The following is a 21,233-nucleotide window of genomic DNA, read 5'->3' on the forward strand; positions in this document are numbered from 1 at the left end:
ATATGGGCGTCGCCCAGCGCCGAGCGATCAAGCTCATTCGCCTCTCGCTCGGCCTTCCGACCGACGATCTCGACATCGTCGGGCGCCTGGACGGATGCCGCGACGGCGTCGTCCATGGCTGGGCCTATCGCCCCGCGCATCCGAGATTGCGCGTGCTCGTCGATATTTTCGCGGACGATGTCTTCGTCTGCCGACGATCGGCGGATATGCCGAGAGACGATCTCGCCGCCCATGGCATAGGCGACGGCCGCCATGGCTTCGACGTCGCAATTCCCGCGACCTTCTCGCGTGGCGCCGAAACGAAGATTCGCGTCTACGCCGTCGCGGAGACGCCGCTCGAGCTGACATCGACGGAAGCGCGCGCGCTGTTCGTTCGCCGCCTCGGTCGGGACGATTATCTTCGCGCGACATTCGCAACGGCTTTCGCCTCACGCGAGCACGAGACGGCGGAAGCCTCTACGCCTCGCGCGGCGCAGACGTTGCACACGACGGAATTGCTGTTCGCGCCGACGTCGGTTCCCGCCCCGCCGCCCATTCTGGGAGAAGCGCTCTGCGCCTATCTCGACCATAATCGCTATAAATGGGATCTCGCCGACAAATTCGACGCGACCATTTCGATCGCGGATCGCGAAGCCTTTCTCGCCCATTATGTCGAATTCTACGGACGCGCGCGGCGACCCTTGCGCATACCGCTCTCGGCGCGAGACATCGAATTTCTAAATGACGGGCCGACCGCGGGCGATCGCTTCGCGCCGAGCCGAGCGATGCGCCTCTTCGCCGAAGCGCCGCCCGAGCGCGCGACCGAGGCCGAGCGTCTCGACGCGATCTTTCGATGGGCCGCATTCAGCTGCGCTGCGTTCAATGTCGAGGATTGCCTCGTCGCGGAAGCGCATGCGCAGCTGCTGCGCTCCTGCGAGGATCATTACCGCTTCCCGCTCTCGGCCTTCATGAAGCGCTTCCTCGACGCGCATCCCCTCCTACGCCGCATGAATATCGCGACGGAAGCCGATCGGCGCGCCGCCTATTTCGCCATGCTCCTCTTCGCCGCCCGGGCGCCGCATTATCTGAGCTTCATTCCGCGAGATTGGCTCGAGGCCTTTCTGTCGCCGCAGCAGGACGGCGTCGCGCCCTTCGACGAAGAGTCGCGACGCCTGTTCGGGACCGGCGGCGTCGAAGTGTCGGGCTGGCGCGCGTCGATCGACGCGCTCGGCTATGACGATCGCGCGAAGCGTTTTCGTTCGCGCACGCCGTCGGGACATCGCGCGCATGCGGTCACGCTGCCCGCGCCCGAAGGCGAGACGGTCGACATTCAACTCATCGGTCCCTTCAGCCGACAACTCGGCATAGCCGACAGCTGCCGCGCGCTCGCCGCTGCGCTCGAACGCCTCGATCATTCCGTGCGGCTCTGCGACTTCACTCTGGATTATCCGAACCGGATTCGCTCCGACGCCGCGCCTCTTTCGACGACGCCCGGCCGCGCCAAGATCAATATTCTTCACCTCAATCTCGAGGAGTTGCCGAGCGCGATCGCCTATCTGCCGGACGTGTGGTCCGACAGCCGGACCGTCGCCTTTCCCTATCTCGAAATGCCGACGCCGCATCCGGCGCAAATGCTCGGCCTGACGCTGGTCGACGAGCTCTGGTCCGCGTCGGACTTCACGACGCAGGCGCTCAGCGGCCATAGACCGACCTTCACGGTCGGCACATCGCGCCGCTCCTTGCGCAAAAGGGGGCGCGAAGCGGCGCGTTCGCTCGTCTATGGAGATTTCGCGCGCGCGGATGATTTCGTCTTTCTCGCCTCCTGCGACGCGCTCTCCGGCGTCTATCGGAAAAATCCGCTCGGGACGATGCGCGCCTTTCTCGCGGCCTTTCCAAAAGAGGCGAGGGTCAAGCTCGTCATCAAGACGCATAGCGTCGACAGAGTGCGGGCGACGCGCGAAATGGACGTCTGGCGATCCATTCGCAATGTCGTCGAGGAATGCGATCGGATCATTCTCGTCGACCGCATTCTCGACGATGACGAGCAGATGGCGCTGATCGAAGGCGCGGATTGCTATGTCTCGCTGCATCGCGCCGAGGGCTTTGGCTATCATATGCTGGAGGCGATGACGCTGGAGACGCCGGTGATCGCCACCGCCTATTCCGGCAATATGGAATTTTGCGACGATCGGACGGCGTTTCTCGTGCCCTATCGCCTCGTTCCGGTCGGCCCCGGCGAATATCCGCGCACGCGTGGCGACCAGCTCTGGGCGGAGCCGAATTTCGCCGACAGCGTCGAAGCGATGCAGACGGTCTTCGCCGACCGCAAAGCGCGAGAGGCCAAGATCGCCGCGGCTCGGACGCTCGCCGAGACCAGATTTTCGACCGAGGCCTTCGCCCAACGTCTCGACGCGCGCATAAAAACGATTTTGGGCCGCGGCGCGTGAACGTCAGCGCGCGCCGCCGATGAAGCCGCGCGCGCCTTTCTCGATCGCCATTCCGGCGAGCATGGCGAGAACGAAGACGGCGACCTGCGGCTCGAGAAAGGCGAGATCGACGATCGCTGGGCCGGGGCACACGCCTGCGAGCCCCCACCCTGCTCCGAAGATCGTCGCGCCGATGACGAGCGGCGCATCGATGCGATTATTCGTTGGCAGGCGCATCTCGTCGCCGAGCAGCGCGCGCGAGCGGCCGCGCGCGAAACGAAAGGCGATCAGCCCGACGCCGATGGCGCCGCCCATGACGAAGGCGAGCGAGGGATCCCAGGCGCCGGCGACGTCGAGAAACCCTTTCACCTTGCTGGGCAGAATCATGCCGGAGACGCAGAGGCCGAGGCCGAAGAGGAGGCCGATGGCGAAAGCGGCGATCGTCGATCTGGTCATGGCCGACCCATGATGTGGCGAAGAACGAAAATGGTGAGCGCGCCGCTCGCCATGAAGGCGAGCGTGGCGACGAGCGCGCGCGGCGACAAGCGCGAGAGGCCGCAAACGCCATGCCCGCTGGTGCAGCCGCCGCCGAGCCGCGTCCCGAAACCGACGAGCAGTCCGGCGACGATGGTCGCGTCATAGCCTATGTCGAAGACCGGCGTCGCCGCCGCGCCGGCGAGGCGCAGGAGCGCGGCCGAGGCGACGAGGCCGAGGATGAAAGCGACGCGCCAGGAGACGTCGCCTTTCGCGGGCGGCAGCAGACCCGCGACAATGCCGCTGACGCCCGCTATGCGCCCGAGCAGCAAAATCATCAGGCCCGCCGCGAGGCCGATCGCCACGCCGCCCGCCGCCGCACTCCAAGGGGTGAAATTCGTCCAGTCGATATGCATCCGCAACCCCGCCTTCTCTCGCCCCGGCTCAATAGCCGCGCGCCGCTCCCGCCGCCGAGCGCGGATCATTGACGCCCGTCATCACGCCGTCGCTGATCGCGATCGCCTCCGATGCGCCGAAGGGCGCGTGATCCTCGATCTTGTGCCCCATCGCCTCGAGCCGCCGGCGCGTGTCGGCGGAGAGCGCGCCGGGCTCGGCCAGCACGACATCCGGCAGCCATTGGTGATGAATGCGCGGCGCCGCCACCGCCTGCGCCAAAGACATGTGATGATCGATGACATTGAGCGCCGTCTGCAACGTCACCGAAATAATGCGTGGCCCATTGGGGCTGCCGAGCACGAGCACGGGCTTTCCGTCTTTCATGACGATGGTCGGCGACATGGAGGAGAGCGGCCTCTTGCCGGGCGCGATGGCGTTGGCGCTTCCCTGCACCAGGCCGAAGCCATTGGCCGCGCCGGGCGCGGCGGCAAAATCATCCATCTCGTCATTGAGCAGCACGCCCGTTTCCGGCGCCATGATCTGCGCGCCGAAATAGCCGTTGAGCGTATAGGTGACGGCGACGGCGCCGCCCTCGCCGTCGACGATCGAATAATGCGTCGTCTCCAGCCGCTCGCGCGGCGCGGCGCCGGGCGAAAGATCGGCCGAGCGTGTCGCGTGATCGGCGCCGATGTTTTTTCGCAGCGCGGCCGCGTAAGATCGAGATGTGAGACGCGCGACCGGATTGTTCACGAAATCCGGATCGCCGAGAGAATTATTGCGATCGAAAAAGGCGCGACGCTCCGCCTCGACGAGAAGATGCGAGGATTGCGGCGTGTGAAAGCCGAGAGCGGCGAGATCATAGCCTTCCAAAATATTCAATATTTCGCACAGCGCCACGCCGCCCGAGCTCGGCGGCGCGGAGGAGTAGAAATCATAGCCGCGATAGACGCAATGGACCGGCTCGCGCTCCATGACGTCATAGAGCGCGAAATCATGCGCCGCGATCACGCCCTTCTCGGCCTGCGCGGCGCGCTCGATCGCCTGCGGAATGCGCCCTTCATAAAAGGCGCGCGGCCCCTGCTCCGCAATCTCGCGCAAGAGACGCGAAAGATCGCTCTGGACCAGACGATCCCCCGCCTGCAACGGCGAGCCATCCGCGCGCGAGAAGATTTTCGCCGCGGCGGGACTGTCTTTCAATCGCGTCGCCGCCCGCAGCAGGCGAATGTCGGCCTCCTCGAGAACAAAGCCCCGCTCGGCGAGCGCAATGGCCGGCGCGATGATTTTTTCGCGCGGGAGGCGGCCGTATTTCGCATGGGCGGTCTCGAGACCGAGCACGGTTCCCGGAACCGCCACGGCGCGATAACCGATGCGGCTCGCCTGCTTGTCGACATCGCCTTTGGCGTCGAGGAACATATCCGGCGTAGCGGCCGAAGGCGCCGTCTCGCGAAAATCGAGGAAGCGCTCGCCGCGCCCCGGCAGATGCAGCAGCAGAAAGCCGCCGCCGCCGAGATTGCCGCAGCAAGGATGCGCGACGGCGAGCGCATAGCCGACAGCGACCGCAGCATCGACGGCGTTGCCGCCCGCCTTCAATATGTCGAGTCCGATATCGCTCGCGAGACGATGCTCGCTCACCACCATGCCGCGCCGCCCGGTCGCGACCGGCTCGGCCGTAGCGGTGAGAGCCAGAAGGGAGAAAATGAGAGAGAGAAGCAATCGCATCGAGGACTCGTGTGTGGAGCAATGCGCAGCGGCCGACTATTGCCCGCTGCCTATTCCCGCCGCCGGGCCGATGAGAACGAAGCCGCGGCTGCGGCCCTCATTGCCGGCGTCGGTCGTATTCATCGCATCGAATAGATCATGGGCCGAGATCCAGACGGGCGGATATTTGTAGCGCGCCACGTCGAGAAGAAGGAAGCGATCCGTCTTGGCGTCATAGGCGGCGAGCGGGGAGATATGTCCGCTGCGCGCCTGCCCCAGCGCGGCGCGCTGATAATTGACGACGACATGGCGCCTCTTGCGCGAGAGATGTTCCACCGCGCTCGCGCGGAATTCCTCCAGCGAGCTCTGCGCGGCATGCGTGACCTTCGCCTCGAGGCCGAAGCTCGCGACGAGGCCGCCGAACTCGTCGAGCGTCATGCCTCGCCGCAGAACGCTCTCCCGCTTCACCACCGCCTCGGTCTTCTCGCTGAAGACATTGTCCTGCGAGAAGCTCCCCATGCCATCGCCGGCGGGCGCTGGAATGTCGAGGCCGTTGAGCAGCATCACCAGAGTGGCGACGCCGCAAAAGGAGCCGTTCTTCTGAGTGACGAATTCCGAGGAGAGCGGCCAATAGGCCTCGCGCGCCTCGGCCTCGAGGAACCACTCGCGCCCCTGCGCGCTGCGCAGATCGACGAGATTGTCCGAAAGCGGCAGGCGCTCCGCCAGCGCCGGCGAAAGCGCAGCCGCGCAAAGGGCGAGAGCCGGAAAGAGAAGAGAAAAAAATCGTCGTCGGAGAATCGACGTCTTCGTCATTTCATCCTCGGAGAAGCTGGCCGATCGACAGCGCGCGATGGCGCGAGCGGAGCGGGCGTAAGGATGCAGCTTAGAGGCGCCGGCGACGCTATGCAATTTTCGTCCCGCTGGCGCGAGCGCGGCCCTATCGCGAAACCGCCTCGAGCGCAGCCAGAAGACTCGCCTGATCCGGCGCGGCGGCGACGCGAATCTCGGCGCAGCCCGCCTCGCGCAACACGCGCGCGACCTCCTCCGACAGAGCGAGATGCGCGATGCGCGCGCGCAGCGGCGGGGGCGCTCCGGCCGCATCGGCCAGAGCGAGGAAGATCGACGCGCTGCGCGCCGAATAATGCAGCACGGCGTCGATCTCGTCGGCGATCAGCGCGGCTATTGCCTCGCCGCCGAGCGCCGGCGCCGCGCGCGCCTCATAGGTCTCGACGACCGTCGCCGCATGGCCGCGCGCGCGCAGGAAGGATTCGAGATCGTCCTTGCGGTCGTGGCCGGCGAGATAGAGGAAACGCGACGGCCCGGCGAAGCGCGATTGCAACAGCGCCGTCAGCGCCGCCACATCCGGCGCGCTCGCCTCCGCCTGCGCGCCACGCGCCGCGAGCGCCTGCGCCGTCTTGGCGCCCACGACGAAAAACGGCGCGCGCAAAGCCGCCAGCCCCTCGCCCACAAAAGTGATCGCGCGGGCGCTGGTCGCGAGGATCGCGTCGAAAGTCTCCGTCGGAATCGGCGCGCCGCTCGCGGCGATTTCCAGCACGGGCGCGATCAGCGACGCAAATCCGCGGCGCCGCAATTCTTCCGCCGTGCGCTCGGCGTCCTCTCTCGCCCGCGTGACGAGAACGCGCCTCATGTGAGGCCCGCGACCCCGTTCGGCAGGCGCAGCAAAATTTCATTGGCCGCATCGTCGCCGATCAGCGCGGCGTCTATGGCGGGCCCGCGCCGTCGCGCTTCATAGACCTGCGATCCATCCGCCCGCAGCGCCATGCCATGGAACGCGATCTCCTCGCCGTCGAGCCGCGCATGGGCGGCGATGGGCGTGCGGCAGGAGCCGTCCAGCACGGTGAGAAAGGCGCGCTCGGCCGCCAGCGCCGCGGCGGTCGCCGGATCGAGGATGGCGGCCAGCGCCTCGCGGACGCGGGCGTCGCCAGCGCGCTTGGTCACGGCGATGGCGCCCTGTCCGGCGGCAGGAAGAAAATCCTCTATCGGCAGAATGGCGGTGGCGTGGCGCTCGAGGCCGAGCCGCTTCAGCCCGGCGAGCGCCAGCAGCGTGCCGTCCACCTCGCCGCTCTCCACCTTGCGCAGCCTTGTCTCGACATTGCCGCGCAGCAGGACGATCGAGACATCCGGCCGCAGCCGCTTCACCTGCGCGCCGCGCCGCAGCGACGCCGTGCCCACCACCGCGCCCTCGGGCAACGCGTCGAGCGTCGCGCCATCGCGGCCAATCCAGGCGTCGCGCACATCCTCGCGCGGGAGATAGCCTGCGATGGCGATCTCCGGCGGCAGATGCGTCGGCAAATCCTTGGAGGAATGCACGGCGAGATCGATGCGCCCCTCGATGAGGGCGATATCGAGCTCCTTGGTGAACAGCCCCTTGCCGCCCGATTCCGAGAGCGGCCGATCCTGGATGATGTCGCCCGTCGTGCGGATGACCTCGATCGGCAGCGTGTCCTCGGCGAGGCCGAGCGCCGCGGCCAGCAAGGCCCGCAGCTGCCACGTCTGCGCCAGAGCGAGAGGGCTGCCGCGTGTGCCGATGCGTAGGGGGGTGGTCGTCATAGCCTCGTCCGCCGTGGGAATTGTCGAGGCGGACTATAGGGAAAAGCGGCCGGGCTACAAGCGGGCGGGAGGGGCGGGGAGTGCGGCGGATTGGATTTTGAGCAGGCACTACCTGCTTCATTGTGCGCGGCATGCGTTTCGACGATAATCAGCCTCGGCACACGCCTGACTGCTGGGAGACGTAAGTAAAAACTATGTCAAACTATGATTTTGAGGGCTGGACAGCCGACGAAATTACACGAATTCAGACAGGAACCAACCTAAAGCGACCAAGCGACCATCAATCAATGTTCAAGTATGTAAGTCTAAATTCTGATATCTCATGGGATTACTTATATAAGACCTTACACAATTTGGAGCTCGTTGGTTCATCTGCTCTAAGTCTAAACGATCCATTCGAGCTGTCGCCAAACACTTTCGACGACCTCCAACCAAACACGATTGCAGCGGCCGTAAGACATAATGACATCATGGAGAGATTCTCTGGTAAACAGCCGATGCCACTCCAGGACGTGTTTTCAGACTGTGAGCCGTATCGGCAGCAGGCGTTATCATTTCTTAACAGTGTCGCCACTCAGTATCGAATTATCTCGTTCTGCGAGAGAGCAGATTCTGGTCTGCTGTGGGCTCATTATGCGAACAGCTACCAAGGCGCTTGTCTTCAGTTCCTTGCCAAAGGATTTAGGTGGAAAAGAAATCATACTCTGGGATATGTCGGTTACACGAAATACCGCCCGACCTATCCATTGAGCCTCGCGCTTTCTTTGTCATCCAAGCTGGGCGGCCCTAGGATTCCGGTCAACGCCACCCCTCTCAAACGCGCAGAAAGTGAGAAGATTCTTTTCTTTGTAAAGTCGGAGGAATGGGCTTACGAATCCGAAATCCGTGTGGTCTATGATGATGAAATAACCAAAAGCGTTGCATTCCATAAAGATAGTTTAATTTCGATTATTACAGGACCAAAATTTAGCGACGAAAATCGTCGGCGTCTTAGTGATCTTATGAAAGGATCTCCTTGCGAAAATATCGCGATCCGCAGTGCGAAGCTCTCAAAGACCACGTTTTCTATTGAAGTCGACAGCTAATTTTCTGCCCGCCGAGGTCGGATATTTCACCCTCCAACAATGCTGCATTATGCAGCAAATACAGCATTGCGGCAAGAGCCCACTCCTCATGTTCCATCGTCATGGCCGCGCTTGTCGCGGCCATCCACGCCAGGACACGGCGACGCGCTGGAGGAAGAGACAGCGCCGTTTCGCTCGTGTCGTCGGCTTTTCCGGGAGGTCGCGGCGTGGATGGCCGCGACGAGCGCGGCCATGACGGGGATCCCGACAGCCCTCCTTGACACATCCTGAAAATATTCCTATACCCCTCCCACTCTCTCCCACTCCCTCCCACAAAGGGCGCGCTCCTCGGGTCGTGGGGCGCGGGCGGGGGGCGGCTCCATCCGGGATGGCGACCCCCGTCCATGGACAGGCAGCGCGTCGCCGGGCGGCGTTCTTCTCCCGTCCATAGGGAGAAACAAGAACCGCTCCGTGATCCCAGGCCGTCGGACTCGATCGCGTCTTGATCGAGAAACCCCAGGATTCGCGGGTCCGACCAAGCCTCGGGATGTCGACGAGAACGACAACCGCGTTTCGGGACGCTCTGGACCCGATCGAATTCTTCGCGCAACGGCCGTCAGGGGCCGGGGCGTCCCGAAACGCCCTTTCTCACCCCCGCGCCGCGCGGTGCCGGGGCGCGCCCGCGCGCTCTGAATTATTTCCTATCAAAAGCTCTGCGGATCGACAGCCCCTGCCGCGTGGCAGAGCGCCGCCGCCAGCATCGCGCACACAGACAGGCCTGCAAATCGGCGCGAACTTAACCGCGCCTTAACCGCGATCGGATAAACCGAAAGCCGGCGCGGCGAGGCGAATGAGCGTCCCCGCGCGAGGCGTGCTCCCCATGTTCTCCACCGACTTTCAGCGTCTCGTTCTGCCGCGTCTCGCCATTCCGCTGCTGGGCGGATTGCTGCTCGCGGCGGCGCAGGGCGGCGCGCGCGCCGTCGAAGCGCCGAAAAACGTCTATTTGATTTCCGGCCACGAAGGCTACGGCGTCGTCGAATGCATCACGCAGAAGAAAGATTGCGGGAAGGTCGTCGCCGATTCCTGGTGCGAGTCGCATGGTCACGGCCCCGCAGTGGCCTTCGGCCGCGCCGACGATGTGACCTCTGCGATCGGCCCGGCCTCGGCGCGCAGGCCTGCGACGGCGGAGGCCGCCGTCGTCTCTTGCGGCGATTGATCCTGCAGCGATCGAGAGCAGGCGGGCGCAGGCCCGCCGGCCCGTTATTTCTTCAAGAACTCGCCGCATTGCGCGACATCGCCCGTCCCCCAGGGCTGGATCGGCACGCTCGAGGTGGAGTTTTCCGGCGATCCTTCGATCAGTCGGTCGGAATAGGCCATATAGACCAGCGCATTGCGCTTGGAGTCGCAGCCGCGCACGATATGCAGGCGCTTCCACAGAGCCGAGCGGCGCTCGCTGAACACCTCGTCTCCCTGGCCGAATTTCTCCTTGAATTTCACCGGCCCATATTGGCGGCAGGAGAGCGACACGTCGGAGGTCTGCTCCGCCACGCCGAACATTCCCGCGACGCCGCCCTTCTCATGCACGGTGTAATAGCAGGCGACGCCGTCGATCTCCGGGTCGTCGAGCACATAGGTCGCCAATTTGTCGTTCGGGGTCAGCAATTTGAAGTCGGTCGACTTGCGGAAAATGAGGTCCGGCCCGTCGGCCCGGGCGGGCGCTGCGCCCGCAGCGGCGAAAAGCCCCGTGGTGACGAGAGCGGACAGGACGAATTTGGACGGCTTCATAAGTGCGTTCCTCCAGAGCGCAGGGAAATTCCCTCGACAAATGTCGTGACGCGCCTTGTTCGCGACAAGAAGCTCGCGACAATCGCGAGCCGATTGATCGAACGGACGATATGCCCGATATGGTCTCGAGCTCGACGGTTTCGGATTCGCCGGCCTCCGGCGCCTCGCCTTTCGAATCGCGTGATATAGGACCAATGTCGGCCAAACATATCACCCCGGAGACAGCTTCGCGGAAGGGGCCGCTACGGCGCCTCGCGGGCGCGCTCGCCCTGGTGGCCGCAGCGCTGCTCGCTTCGCCGGCTCTGGCGCAATCGGCCTATTGCGACAATCTGCGCGCGCAGATCGCCGCCGCCGGCAATAATGCGGGCTCGGCCCGCTATCGCGCCGCCGCGGCGACCCAGCAGAAAGAGATCGACCGCACCGTCGCCTATGGGCGCTCCATCGGCTGCGATCGGCAGCAATTCCTGTTCTTCGGCAACGCCCCACCGCCGCAATGCGGCGCGATCAACGGCCGCGTCGCGCAGATGCGCTCCAATCTCGCCTCGCTCCAGCAGAGTTCGGGCGACGGCCAGCGGCAGGCGCTGCAGGCGCGCTTCGATCAGCAGTGCCGGCCGCAGCCGACGCGCGTCGTCTCCCGCCAGCGCAATATTCTCGAGGAGCTGTTCGGCTCGCAAGAGGAGGAGCCGACGACTGCCCGCGAGCTCCCGGCGACGCCGCAGGAGAGCGATCTGGACGACAATGGCGCGCCGGTCGCGCGCGGCGGCTCGCTCGCGGTCTGCGTGCGCGCTTGCGACGGCGGCTTCTTCCCGATCAGCTATTCGGCCCGCCGCGCCAATCTCGCCGATCTCCAGGATATCTGCCGGGCGCAATGCCCGAATGTCGAAGTGGCGCTCTACACGCGCTCGCCCTCACGCGACATAGAGACCGCAGTGTCGATGGACGGCGAGGCCTATGCCGACCATCCCAATGCGCTGAAATTCACCAAGAGCTACGACCCCACCTGCTCCTGCCGCCCGGCCGGCCGCAGCTGGGCGGAGACGCTCGCCGAGGCAGAGCGCCTGCTGGCCGAGAGGAACCGCGGCGATCTCGTCGTCTCGGAGGAAAAGGCGGAGGAGCTCTCGCGGCCGATCGCCGCGCGCGCTGCGCGGGGCGCCGTCTCGCCCAACCTCCCCTCCCCCGGCCCGGAGCCCGCTCAGCCGGACAAACGGCCGGTCGCGGGCCGCGAGACGACGCGGGAGATCGTCGGCGCCGATGGCGTCAAGAAACGCGTGCGCGTCATCGCCCCGACATTGTGACGCCCTCCTCGCGCTCATAGAGCGTCCAGGCGAATCCGGAGAGGCCGGAAGCCGGGAAGGCGCCGCGACGGCGGAAGGCCGCGCGACAATCCGACGGTCCGGCCGAGCGGCGCTCCGCATGGTCCGCATTCGCATCCGGCAGATCGACCACCAGCAGAAAAACCGGCGGCGTGGCGCACCAATCCGCCAGGGCGACGGGCGTCGCGGCGACGCCGAGCCTGCGCGCGTGATAGGCGACGACGGCCTTCGTCTCCCCTCGCGCGAAATCGACGGCGTAAGGCGCCTCTTTCCGCTCGGCCATGATCTTCACCGCATCGGCGTAATGGCCGCGGCCGTCGCGGTAGAAATCGGCGAGCTTCAGCGCGTCGCCGGCCGCAAACCCTGAGAGCAGGATGATCGCCGCCCAGCGCCTCCAGGCTCCCGCGTGGTAGAGCGCCGTGCAGCCTTCGGCGGCGAGCAGCGCCAGGCCGATCGCCGCCGTGGAATGGAAACGCGGATATTGCTGGCTCGGCAGAGCCGCGGCGACATGCAGCAGCGGTAGGCCGAAAACCGCGATCGCCGGAAACACCTGCCGCTCGGCCGGCAGAACCGCCAGCAGGCCGAGCGCGAGCAGCGCCGCCATGGCGAGAATGGCGAAATCATCGACTCCGCGCGGGAAGCCCAGCGTCGCCCGCGCCATTCCCGAGACGCCCTCGGCGAAAATCTGCGCGCTCAACGGGACCATCGCCCCGACCTGAAAATCCGGAGCGAGAGCGCCATAGACGAAGCAGCCCAGCGCCGGAAGGCTGGCCAGCCCGGCCACAGCGCCAATGGCGACGGCCCGGCCCAGATCGCGCCGACGGGCGCGCACGACCGCCGTCAGAACGAGCGCGGCCGTCGCCTCGATCATTGTGAGATGGCAGAAGGTTCCAAAGCCGATCGCCGCCGCTAGGATCAGCAGACGGCGCCCAGAGGCGCCCTGGACCACAATGGCGTCCAAGATTCCGTAGGCCAGCAGGACGGCGAGCGTCATGCCGGCGTAGCCGCGCGCCTCCGAGCCGTAATGGACGAAGAAATAAGAGGTCGCAAAGACGAAGGCGGCGAGGAGCCCGGCGGCGTCGCAATAGCGGCGGCTGGCGGCCGCGGCGGCGGGAATGGCCAGAACGCCGAGCACGACCGCCGCCAGCCGCATGAGCGGAACCGGAGCGTCGGGACCGAGGAGCCAGAGCCAGGCGGAATTGGCGACATGATTATTGTCGTGATGCAGGCCGATGAACACATCGACGAAGGAACGCGCCCGCTCGAGCAGGTTCAGCGTCCAGATTTCATCGAGCCAGAGATCTCCTCGCGCGGCGTAGAGGCGCAGCGCGGCGCCGAGAAGGGTGAGGGCGATGAGGGCGGGGAAATAGCGGGGCGCGTCGCTCGATCGGAAGACCGCGAGGCCCTCACCCTCCCCCGCTCCGCGGGAGAGGGGGGCGGCGACGTTTCGCAAAGTCTCGATGAAGCGCGGAATCTGCTCCCTCTCCCGCGAAGCGGGAGAGGGTCCGGAAAGGGGCGCGATTTCAGGCTCGCATTGCATCGGCGAGACGATCGCACGAAGCCGTCAACGAAAGCTCAAGCCTCGGCCTTCAGCGGCCGCATCAGCAGCGCCTCGATCGCCTGATCGACGCCGATCGCGCCCGCCAGAATCGCATCCACCGCTTCGGCGATCGGCATTTCGACGCCGCGCTCCCTGGCCATGGCCACGAGAGCGGAGGCGGTGAAGGCGCCCTCCGCGAGCTTGCCATGGGCGGCCTCGAGCGGCGCCTCGCCGCGCCCCAGGGCCGCGCCCAGCGCAAAATTGCGCGATTGCGCCGAGCCGCAGGTGAGGACCAGATCGCCGAGGCCCGAGAGGCCCATCAAAGTCTCCTGATTGACGCCATAGGCGCGGCCGAGGCGCATCAGCTCGGCGAAGCCGCGGGCGATCAGCGCGGCCCCGGCGCTGGCGCCCAGCGCCCTGCCCGCCGCCATGCCGCTGGCGATGGCCAGCACATTCTTCGCCGCGCCGCCGATCTCGACGCCGAGCACATCGGTGGAGCGATAGAGGCGGAAAGCGCGCGTCGACAGCAATTCGCTGAGGCGCCGCGCCAGCGCCTCGTCGCGGGCGGCGAGCGTCACCGCCGTGGGAAGGCCGCGGCAGACGTCGGCGGCGAAGCTCGGGCCGGAGAGAATGGCGATCTTCGCCTGCGGCAATTCCTCGGCCGCCACCTCGCTCATGAAACGGCGCGTACCGCGCTCTATGCCCTTGGAGCAGATGACGAAAGCCGTTCCGGGCGCCAGAATCGGACGGAAGCGCCGCGCGACCCCGCGCATCGCCTGGGCGGGGACGACGCCGAGCACGACGCCGGCGCCCGCGACCACCGAAGGCTCGGCGCAGGGCGCGACGCCCTCGGCGAGCGGCATGCCGGGGAGATACGCGCGGTTCTCGCGGTCGCGCGCCAGAGCGGCGATATGCTCGGGATCGTGACCCCAGAGCGCGACGCCCGAGCGGCCGGTCGCGGCGACATTGGCGAGCGCCGTGCCCCAGGCGCCGGCGCCGAGCACGGCGATCTTCTCCTCGCTGCTCATCTCATCCCGATCTTCTGATTGTCCGAGCGCGCCCACAGCCGCTCGAAAGTCTCCTCGAATTGCGCGACGGCGGCCGGGCTTTCGATCAATATGAGGTCATTGTCCTGGAATTCCGCGCCCGAGACGGAAAAATTGGCCGAGCCGCTGCGCAGCGCCCGACCATCCACCTGATAGGATTTCAGATGCATGAGGTCGCGCGAGCGACCCTTGCGCTTGATCTCCATATTGCGCGCCGCGGCGACGGCCTCGACGGCGGGACTGAGGCCGCCGCGCTCCTCCCCGTCGAGATAGATTCGCACGCGCACGCCGCGCATGGCGGCTGCGCCGAGAGCCGAGATCACCGCACGATCGGTGAGGACATAGGCGGCCATGTCGATGGATTTTCGCGCGCCGCCGATGAGGCGCAGATCGAGATCCTCGAAGCCGGCGCGCGGCCCATAGAAAACGCGCACGCCGACGGCGAGCGGCTCCTGCGACAGCAGGCCGCCGGGCGGCGGCGGAACCGAGAAGGTCGCCGCCGCGGCCAGCAACAGCCGCTTCATCTCAACCGCCCCGCCGACCGCATCGCAAGCTCACGCCTTGCCGTGGTGGAGCGCTCCGGCGGTGGCGTCGAGCGGCCAGCGCGGGCGCGCGGCGAAGGTGAGATCATCCGTCATGCCGCGCGCGAAACGCTCGAGCCCGGCCCAGGCGACGATCGCGCCATTGTCGGAGCAAAGGTTCGGCGGCGGCGAGACGAAGCGCAGGCCGGTCTCGGCGCAGAGGCGGGTGAGCGCGCGGCGGATCGCGCCATTGGCGCCGACGCCGCCGCCGATGACGAGGCCATTGGGACGGCCGCCATTCTGCGTGAAGATGCGCAGCCCAGAGCGCACGCGATCGACGAGCACATCGACAATGGCCGCCTGGAAGGAGGCGGCGAGATCGGCGACGTCGCGCTCCGTCGGCGGTCCCGGGCGTGTGATCTCCAGCCGCGCGATCTCCTGGCGCACCGCGGTCTTGAGGCCGGAGAGCGAGAAATCCGCGCCCTCGCGGCCGAACATGGGGCGCGGGAAGTCGAAGCGCGCGGGGTCGCCCTCCTCCGCGAGCCGCTCTATGTGCGGGCCGCCGGGATAGGGCAGGCCCAGCATTTTCGCGACCTTGTCGAAGGCTTCGCCGGCGGCGTCGTCCACTGTGGAGCCGAGCCGCTTATAGTCGCCGACGCCCAGCACGGCGACGAGCTGCGTATGGCCGCCCGAGATCAGCAGAGCGAGATAGGGAAAGTCCAGCCGCTCGGTGAGGCGGCCGGTCAGCGCATGGGCCTCGAGGTGATTGACGGCGATGAAGGGCTTGTCGGCGGCGAGCGCCAGCGCCTTGGCCGCCGTGAGCCCGACCAGAATGCCGCCGATGAGCCCCGGCCCGGCCGAGGCCGCGATCGCGTCGACGCCGGAAAGATCGGTCCCGGCCGTGTCGAGGGCGCGCACGATCAGCCGCTCGAGCACATCTATATGAGCGCGCGCCGCGATCTCGGGCACCACGCCGCCATAGGCCGCATGCTGGGCGATCTGGCTCATCACCTCATTGGAGAGAATGTCGCCGCCATCGCCGCCGATGCGCGAGGCCACGACGGCGACCGCCGTCTCGTCACAGGTGGTTTCAATGCCGAGAACGCGCATGGACGGATCCTTGAGCGCAGGCGCGGGCGAATCGCCGCGCCGGCGGAAGCGGAAACTGGCGCCAACCTATAGGCGCGCGGGCAGGCAAAGCAAAGCGGCGCCCGGCCTCTAGATGCTGGCGCTCGATGCGCCGCGCGCTATCTTGCCGGATGCGTTCCCACCGGAGGCCGGGATGGATCTCGACTATCTCGTCTCGGCCTTTGTGACGCTGCTCGTCGTCGTCGAGCCGCTCGGCCTCGCGCCGGTTTTCGTCGCGGCGACCTCGGGACTCGAGGCGCGCACCAAACGCATCATCGCCTTTCGCGCCAGCGTCTATGCGCTCGCCATTCTGGTGGGCTCCGCGCTCATCGGCCAGAGGCTGCTCGGCGCCATGGGCATCTCTATTCCGGCCTTCCGCATCGCCGGCGGGTTTCTCTTATTCTCGATCGCCTCGGAAATGGTGTTCGGCGTCCGCATACAGCGCGACTCCAAAGCGGCGGAAAAAGCGCTCGCCGAGCATGTGCATAATATCGCAGCCTATCCACTGGCCATTCCGCTGATGGCCGGCCCCGGCGCGATCACGGCGACCGTGCTGCTGGCCAGCGACGCGCATGGCAGCGTGACGCTCATCGCGACGCTGATCGCGGTCATCGCCGCGATCATGACGATTTGTCTGGTTTTTTGCCTGATCGCCGGCGAGGTGGCGCAATTCTTCGGCACGGCGGCCAATGTCGTGCTGACGCGCTTGCTCGGCGTGCTGCTGGCGGCGCTGGCCGTGCAATTCGTGGCCGATGGCGTGCGGGCGTTTCTGCAGGGGTGAGCGGCGACGCGATCTCACCGGATCGCGTCGCCCTGTCGCGTCAATGCTGGATGTTCGACCAGATCTTGCGCTTGGTGAAATAGACCAGGAAGGACAAGACGATCAGGAAGCCGACCACCTTCAGGCCGATCGACTTGCGCTCCTCGAGATGGGGCTCGGCCGCCCACATCAGAAAAGCGCTCACATCCTTGGAATATTGGTCGACCGTCTGCGGCGTTCCATCGTCATAGGTCACGGCGCCGTCCGAGAGCGGCGGCGGCATGCCGGTGCGGCGGCCGGGCATGTAGAGATTGTAATACTGCCCGGGCGCCAGTTCGACGCCATGTGGCGCCTCCGCATAGCCGTTGAGCAGGGCGACGATATAGTCGACGCCATGCTCCTGATAGGAGAAGCCCGGCAGCGCATCCGCCAGGAACAGAGGGAAGCCGCGCGAATAGCCGCGCGCCTTGGCGAGAACCGACATGTCCGGCGGATAGGCGCCGTTGAGCGCCGCCCGCGCCGCCTGCTCATTGGGGAAAGGCGGCGGGACGCGGTCGCTGAGCCGGCCCGGGCGCTCGAAATAATCGCCGGCGTCGTTGGGGCCGTCCTTGATCTTATAGCTCTCGGCCAGCGCCTTGGCCTCCGCCTCGGATATCTCCGGCCCGCCCTTCTCGGCGAAATTGCGGAAGGCGAGCCGCGAGATCGAGTGGCAGCTCGCGCAGACCTCCTTATAGACCTTGTAGCCGCGGCGAAGCTGCGCATTTTCGAAATGGCCGAAGGCGCCGGCGAAGCTCCATTCCTGCCGCGGCGGCTTGGGCTGCGAATGCGCGCCGCCCTCCTCCGCGAGAGCCGGAGCCGCCCCGGCGGCGCCGGCGAGCGCCGCCGCCACAATGATCGATTTCCAAGAGTTGACGACCGATTTCATGATCGGCGCTTTCCGACGCGCGTCACGCATGGGGCTTCTCCTCCGTGGCGGCCTGGCCGAGGGAGGCGGCGATCGACCGCGGCTCGGACAAGGTTTTCTCATATTTGCCGAGCAGCGGCAGCACGACGAGGAAGTGCAGGAAGTAATAGGCCATCAATATGCGGGCGGCGAGGAGATAGACGCCCTCCGCAGGCTGCGCGCCGAGATAGCCGAGGCCGACCGACACGAAGACGAAGACCCAGTAGAACTTCTTGAAGGCCGGGCGATAAACGCCAGAGCGCACCTTGGACGTGTCGAGCCAGGGCAGCGCCGCGACGATGAGGATCGAGGCGAACAGCGCGATGACGCCGACGAGCTTGTTGGGGATGGCGCGCAGGATCGCGTAGAAGGGCAGGAAATACCATTCCGGCACGATATGAGGCGGCGTCACCAGCGGATTGGCCTCGATGTAATTGTCCGGATGGCCCGTATAGTTCGGCACGAAGAAGGTGAGCCAGGCGAAGAGCGCGACGAAGATCACGAGGCCGACGGCGTCCTTCAACGTCGCATAGGGCGTGAAGGGCACGGTCTCCTTCTGCACATCCTTGACCTCGACGCCGGTCGGATTGTTCTGCCCCGTCACATGCAGCGCCCAGACATGCAGGCCGACGATGGCCACGATGACGAAGGGCAGCAGATAATGCAGCGCGAAGAAGCGGTTCAGCGTGGCGTTGTCGACCGAATAGCCGCCGAGCAGCCATGTGGTGATGGAATTGCCCACATAGGGAATGGCGGTGAAGAGATTGGTGATCACCGTCGCCGCCCAGAAGGACATCTGCCCCCAGGGCAGCACATAGCCCAGGAAACCGGTCGCCATCATCAGCATGAAGATGACGACGCCCAATATCCACAGCACCTCGCGCGGCTCCTTGTAGGAGCCGTAATACATGCCGCGAAAGATGTGGATATAGACGGCGAGGAAGAACATGGAGGCGCCGTTGGCGTGCGCGTAACGCAGCGCCCAGCCCCAATTCACATCGCGCATGATGTGCTCGATCGAGTCGAAGGCGAGCGTCGTCTCCGGCGTGTAATGCATCGCCAGAACGATGCCGGTCACGATCTGCGCGACGAGCATGAAAGAGAGAATCGCGCCGAATGTCCAAAGATAGTTCAGATTCTTCGGGACGGGATAGGCGACGAAGGATTCGTGGATGAAGCCGAGGATCGGCAGGCGCCGCTCGAGCCAGCGCGCAAAGCCGCTCTTCGGCGTGTAAGTCGAATGTCCGGTCATGGATTTCGTCTCGGAGGTTGGGACGGCGACGAGGCCGCGATCAGCCGATCTTGATCTTGGTGTCGCTCAGGAAGGCGTAATCGGGCACTTCGAGATTGCTCGGAGCCGGGCCGCTGCGAATGCGGCCGGAGGTGTCGTATGTGGAGCCGTGGCAGGGGCAGAACCAGCCGTGGAACTCGCCCTCATGGCCGGTGGGAATGCAGCCGAGATGCGTGCAGACGCCGACGACGACGAGCCATTCGGGCTTCTTCACGCGCGCCGAATCGGCCTCTGGATCGGGCAGCGCGGCGAGCGGGACATTCTGCGCGGCCTCGATCTCCTGTTTGGTGCGGTGCCGCACGAAGACCGGCTTGCCACGCCATTTGACCGTGACGATCTGCCCCTCGGGAATGGCTGCGATGTCGAGCTCGGTCGACGCCAACGCCAGCGTCGAGGCGTCCGGATTCATCTGCGCGATCAGCGGCCATACGGCGGCGCCTGCTGCGACGCCCGCCGCCGCCCCGGTGGCGAGGAACAAGATATCCCGGCGGTTCGGCTCCGCCTTTGTCGCATTGCTCACTTTATGGAACCTCTCTCGCGAGTTCGACCCTGGCCCCTGCCTCTCGGCTCGGCAACGCGAATGGAAACAAATCCCTCCACGATGGGCGCGCCTGTTTTGAGCAGTTTGGCGTGAGACCGCAAGCGGCCTTCGCGTCGCTGCGACAAATTGCGCGCTTGCCGCCGCCGCCTCTAGATCAGTGGCGCAGCCCGCAACGCTTGTCCACAAACGGCCCTTGGGAAAATTTGTCAACCGCCGGGCCGGCCTCGCCGAGCCTGCCCCACCTTGACGCGAGGGACGCGAGCTGGGCTCATGCCGAATGGGGAGAAGCGCGAGGATGTCGTGAGCGGCCGTTATCTGGTTTTCGTGGCGACGGTCGTCAGTCTGATCGCCGTTCCGGGGCCGGACATGCTGTATGTCCTCGGCCGCTCGCTGGCGTCCGGCGGACGCGCGGGCTGCTTTTCCGCTCTCGGCATAGCCTCCGGCTATGCGCTTCTCACCTTGCTGGTGGCGGCGGGGTTTCAGCTCGTCTTCGAGGCTTTTCCGGCGCTTTTCCTCGCCCTCAAATATATCGGCGTCGCCTATCTGTCCTGGCTCGCCTTTCGCCTCATCCGCTCCGATGGCGGCTTCGAGGCGCTGAGCCGGCGCCCCGAGCGTGACGATTGGGCCGCCTTCTCGGCCGGCGTCGCGACCAGCCTGCTCAATCCCAAAGGGCTGCTCTTCTATTTCGCCATATTGCCGCAGTTCTTCGCCGCCGCCGACGGGCCGTTCTGGCGGCACGCCCTCGTCTATGGCTGGACGACGAGCTTTTTGTGCCTGACGCTCTATTCCGCGCTCGGCTGCGCGGCGAGCTATGGCGCGCGACGATGGACGCCGGAACCGGCGGCGAGCCGGGGTCTCTCCCGCCTCGCCGGAGTTCTGCTGCTCATGTCGGTGCTGGCCATGCTCGGCGCCGAATGGAGCGGCGTCGCCGCGGCCCACTGACGCCCGCGGCGTCGAATCACGCCGCGGACGCGTCGGACCCGCTTTATTTGGTCACGATAGGCGCGGGAGCCACGACGGCGGGCGTCGCGAAATGATAGTTGATGCCGCCGCGAACGATATGGCCGGCGCTCTTCACATTGATCGGCACGGCGCCGAAATTGGTGGAATAGCTCACGCCCGAATCGGCGAGCTCCGTATAGAGATACTCGCCCTTCACAGAGATATTGTCGGACCAGGCGTATTCGACGCCGGCGCCCGCCGTCCAGCCGGCGCGCACGGTCGTCCCCGTGGAGAGCTGGCCGATCGTCGCCGGCAGGATCGCCGTGAAGGCGCCGGGCGCGAAATCGGTCCCATAGGCGAAGCCGGCCGTTCCATAGAGGATCCACTTCGGCGTGAAGGCGTAGCCGAGACGCCCGCGGAATGTGCCGAAGACTCCGGTGTCGGTCGGGCTCGGCGTGTTCCAGGCGACGGTCTCGGCGTTGATCGCGCCGCGATAGCCGAAATCCGCCTCGAGGCCGAGCACGATCGTCGGCGTCCACTGCCAATTATAGCCGAGCGTGCCGCCGCCGACGAAACCCGCGCCGCGCAGCGGCGTGTCGCGGAAATAGGTGAAGGCCCCCTCGCCCAGCAAGGCGCCGGCATAGGCGCCGATATAGAAGCCTTGCCAGCTGAACGCCGGCGCCAGCGGCGGCGCAGGCGCGGCCTTCGTCGACGGAAGGTCCGCCGCCGCGGCCCCGCCCGCCGCGATCACCGCCGCGAGGGCGGCGATCGAGCGGAAGCTTTTCGTCCAATTCGACATGTTTCAACTCCTCATA

At 66.1% G+C, this 21,233-nt stretch carries 21 protein-coding genes; 6 read left to right on the forward strand and 15 right to left on the reverse strand.

Annotated features, from left to right (window positions below):
- Positions 1 to 2: 2 nt before the first annotated feature.
- Entirely contained in the window at positions 3 to 2,426 is a 2,424-nt protein-coding gene (locus IY145_RS22900; protein WP_210332717.1) for a glycosyltransferase, read from the forward strand.
- A 3-nt stretch (positions 2,427 to 2,429) separates the two neighbouring features.
- Here the strand turns inward: IY145_RS22900 and IY145_RS22905 are convergent, their stop codons facing one another.
- The 6 genes from IY145_RS22905 to hemC form a co-directional block, all read right to left on the reverse strand.
- On the reverse strand, positions 2,430 to 2,861 hold the full coding sequence (locus IY145_RS22905) for a DUF6691 family protein (RefSeq protein WP_196410310.1): 432 nt from the start codon (positions 2,859 to 2,861) through the stop codon (positions 2,430 to 2,432).
- The gene (locus IY145_RS22910; RefSeq protein WP_196410311.1) at positions 2,858 to 3,295 is read right to left on the reverse strand and encodes a YeeE/YedE thiosulfate transporter family protein; all 438 of its coding nucleotides are present in this window, start codon (positions 3,293 to 3,295) and stop codon (positions 2,858 to 2,860) included. Before IY145_RS22910 ends, IY145_RS22905 begins: the two co-directional genes overlap by 4 nt.
- 28 nt (positions 3,296 to 3,323) lie before the next feature.
- The gene (gene ggt, locus IY145_RS22915; protein WP_196410312.1) at positions 3,324 to 4,994 is read right to left on the reverse strand and encodes a gamma-glutamyltransferase; all 1,671 of its coding nucleotides are present in this window, start codon (positions 4,992 to 4,994) and stop codon (positions 3,324 to 3,326) included.
- 36 nt (positions 4,995 to 5,030) lie between these two features.
- A complete protein-coding gene (locus IY145_RS22920; RefSeq protein ID WP_196410313.1) occupies positions 5,031 to 5,786 on the reverse strand; it encodes a phytochelatin synthase family protein in 756 nt (251 codons plus the stop codon).
- Positions 5,787 to 5,910: 124 nt separating this feature from the next.
- Entirely contained in the window at positions 5,911 to 6,621 is a 711-nt protein-coding gene (locus IY145_RS22925) for a uroporphyrinogen-III synthase (RefSeq protein ID WP_196410314.1), read from the reverse strand.
- A complete protein-coding gene (hemC, locus tag IY145_RS22930) occupies positions 6,618 to 7,544 on the reverse strand; it encodes a hydroxymethylbilane synthase (protein ID WP_196410315.1) in 927 nt (308 codons plus the stop codon). The genes IY145_RS22925 and hemC overlap by 4 nt, the downstream gene beginning before the upstream one ends.
- Before the next feature lie 194 nt (positions 7,545 to 7,738).
- Between hemC and IY145_RS22935 the strand changes: the two genes are divergently transcribed.
- Positions 7,739 to 8,629, forward strand: a complete 891-nt coding sequence (locus tag IY145_RS22935) for a DUF2971 domain-containing protein (RefSeq protein WP_196410316.1) — start codon at positions 7,739 to 7,741, stop codon at positions 8,627 to 8,629.
- 829 nt (positions 8,630 to 9,458) lie between these two features.
- Positions 9,459 to 9,824 (forward strand): hypothetical protein, encoded by a 366-nt coding sequence (locus tag IY145_RS22940; protein ID WP_246722159.1) that lies wholly within the window; start codon positions 9,459 to 9,461, stop codon positions 9,822 to 9,824.
- Positions 9,825 to 9,868: 44 nt separating this feature from the next.
- Here the strand turns inward: IY145_RS22940 and IY145_RS22945 are convergent, their stop codons facing one another.
- Entirely contained in the window at positions 9,869 to 10,393 is a 525-nt protein-coding gene (locus IY145_RS22945) for a CreA family protein (RefSeq protein ID WP_196410317.1), read from the reverse strand.
- Between the two features lie 194 nt (positions 10,394 to 10,587).
- Here IY145_RS22945 and IY145_RS22950 point away from each other — a divergent pair, with 194 nt between their 5' ends.
- On the forward strand, positions 10,588 to 11,688 hold the full coding sequence (locus IY145_RS22950) for a DUF2865 domain-containing protein (protein WP_246722160.1): 1,101 nt from the start codon (positions 10,588 to 10,590) through the stop codon (positions 11,686 to 11,688).
- On the opposite strand, the gene IY145_RS22955 is transcribed toward IY145_RS22950, so the two are convergent.
- The 4 genes from IY145_RS22955 to tsaD all read right to left on the reverse strand — a co-directional run bounded on the left by IY145_RS22955 (position 11,669) and on the right by tsaD (position 15,923).
- A complete protein-coding gene (locus tag IY145_RS22955; RefSeq protein ID WP_196410319.1) occupies positions 11,669 to 13,159 on the reverse strand; it encodes a glycosyltransferase family 39 protein in 1,491 nt (496 codons plus the stop codon). The genes IY145_RS22950 and IY145_RS22955 overlap by 20 nt on opposite strands.
- A gap of 122 nt (positions 13,160 to 13,281) precedes the next feature.
- On the reverse strand, positions 13,282 to 14,274 hold the full coding sequence (locus tag IY145_RS22960; protein ID WP_196410320.1) for an NAD(P)H-dependent glycerol-3-phosphate dehydrogenase: 993 nt from the start codon (positions 14,272 to 14,274) through the stop codon (positions 13,282 to 13,284).
- A complete protein-coding gene (locus tag IY145_RS22965) occupies positions 14,271 to 14,816 on the reverse strand; it encodes a phospholipase D-like domain-containing protein (protein WP_196410321.1) in 546 nt (181 codons plus the stop codon). The genes IY145_RS22960 and IY145_RS22965 overlap by 4 nt, the downstream gene beginning before the upstream one ends.
- A gap of 30 nt (positions 14,817 to 14,846) precedes the next feature.
- Positions 14,847 to 15,923, reverse strand: a complete 1,077-nt coding sequence (gene tsaD, locus IY145_RS22970) for a tRNA (adenosine(37)-N6)-threonylcarbamoyltransferase complex transferase subunit TsaD (RefSeq protein WP_196410322.1) — start codon at positions 15,921 to 15,923, stop codon at positions 14,847 to 14,849.
- A gap of 172 nt (positions 15,924 to 16,095) precedes the next feature.
- Here tsaD and IY145_RS22975 point away from each other — a divergent pair, with 172 nt between their 5' ends.
- Positions 16,096 to 16,722, forward strand: a complete 627-nt coding sequence (locus IY145_RS22975) for a MarC family protein (protein ID WP_196410323.1) — start codon at positions 16,096 to 16,098, stop codon at positions 16,720 to 16,722.
- A gap of 40 nt (positions 16,723 to 16,762) precedes the next feature.
- On the opposite strand, the gene IY145_RS22980 is transcribed toward IY145_RS22975, so the two are convergent.
- The 3 genes from IY145_RS22980 to petA are packed head-to-tail and all read right to left on the reverse strand — an operon-like array spanning position 16,763 to position 19,455.
- Positions 16,763 to 17,626: a cytochrome c1 gene (locus IY145_RS22980; protein WP_196410685.1), complete on the reverse strand. Its 864-nt coding sequence runs from the start codon at positions 17,624 to 17,626 to the stop codon at positions 16,763 to 16,765.
- 22 nt (positions 17,627 to 17,648) lie between these two features.
- Positions 17,649 to 18,896, reverse strand: a complete 1,248-nt coding sequence (locus IY145_RS22985; RefSeq protein ID WP_196410324.1) for a cytochrome b/b6 — start codon at positions 18,894 to 18,896, stop codon at positions 17,649 to 17,651.
- A gap of 40 nt (positions 18,897 to 18,936) precedes the next feature.
- A complete protein-coding gene (gene petA, locus IY145_RS22990) occupies positions 18,937 to 19,455 on the reverse strand; it encodes a ubiquinol-cytochrome c reductase iron-sulfur subunit (RefSeq protein ID WP_196410325.1) in 519 nt (172 codons plus the stop codon).
- Positions 19,456 to 19,746: 291 nt separating this feature from the next.
- Between petA and IY145_RS22995 the strand changes: the two genes are divergently transcribed.
- A complete protein-coding gene (locus IY145_RS22995; RefSeq protein WP_196410326.1) occupies positions 19,747 to 20,418 on the forward strand; it encodes a LysE family translocator in 672 nt (223 codons plus the stop codon).
- 43 nt (positions 20,419 to 20,461) lie between these two features.
- On the opposite strand, the gene IY145_RS23000 is transcribed toward IY145_RS22995, so the two are convergent.
- Positions 20,462 to 21,217 (reverse strand): outer membrane protein, encoded by a 756-nt coding sequence (locus IY145_RS23000; protein WP_196410327.1) that lies wholly within the window; start codon positions 21,215 to 21,217, stop codon positions 20,462 to 20,464.
- Between the last annotated feature and the right edge of the window lie 16 nt (positions 21,218 to 21,233).

Origin of the sequence: Methylosinus sp. H3A, assembly GCF_015709455.1 — a bacterium.
In the GTDB taxonomy this organism is placed as follows: domain Bacteria; phylum Pseudomonadota; class Alphaproteobacteria; order Rhizobiales; family Beijerinckiaceae; genus Methylosinus.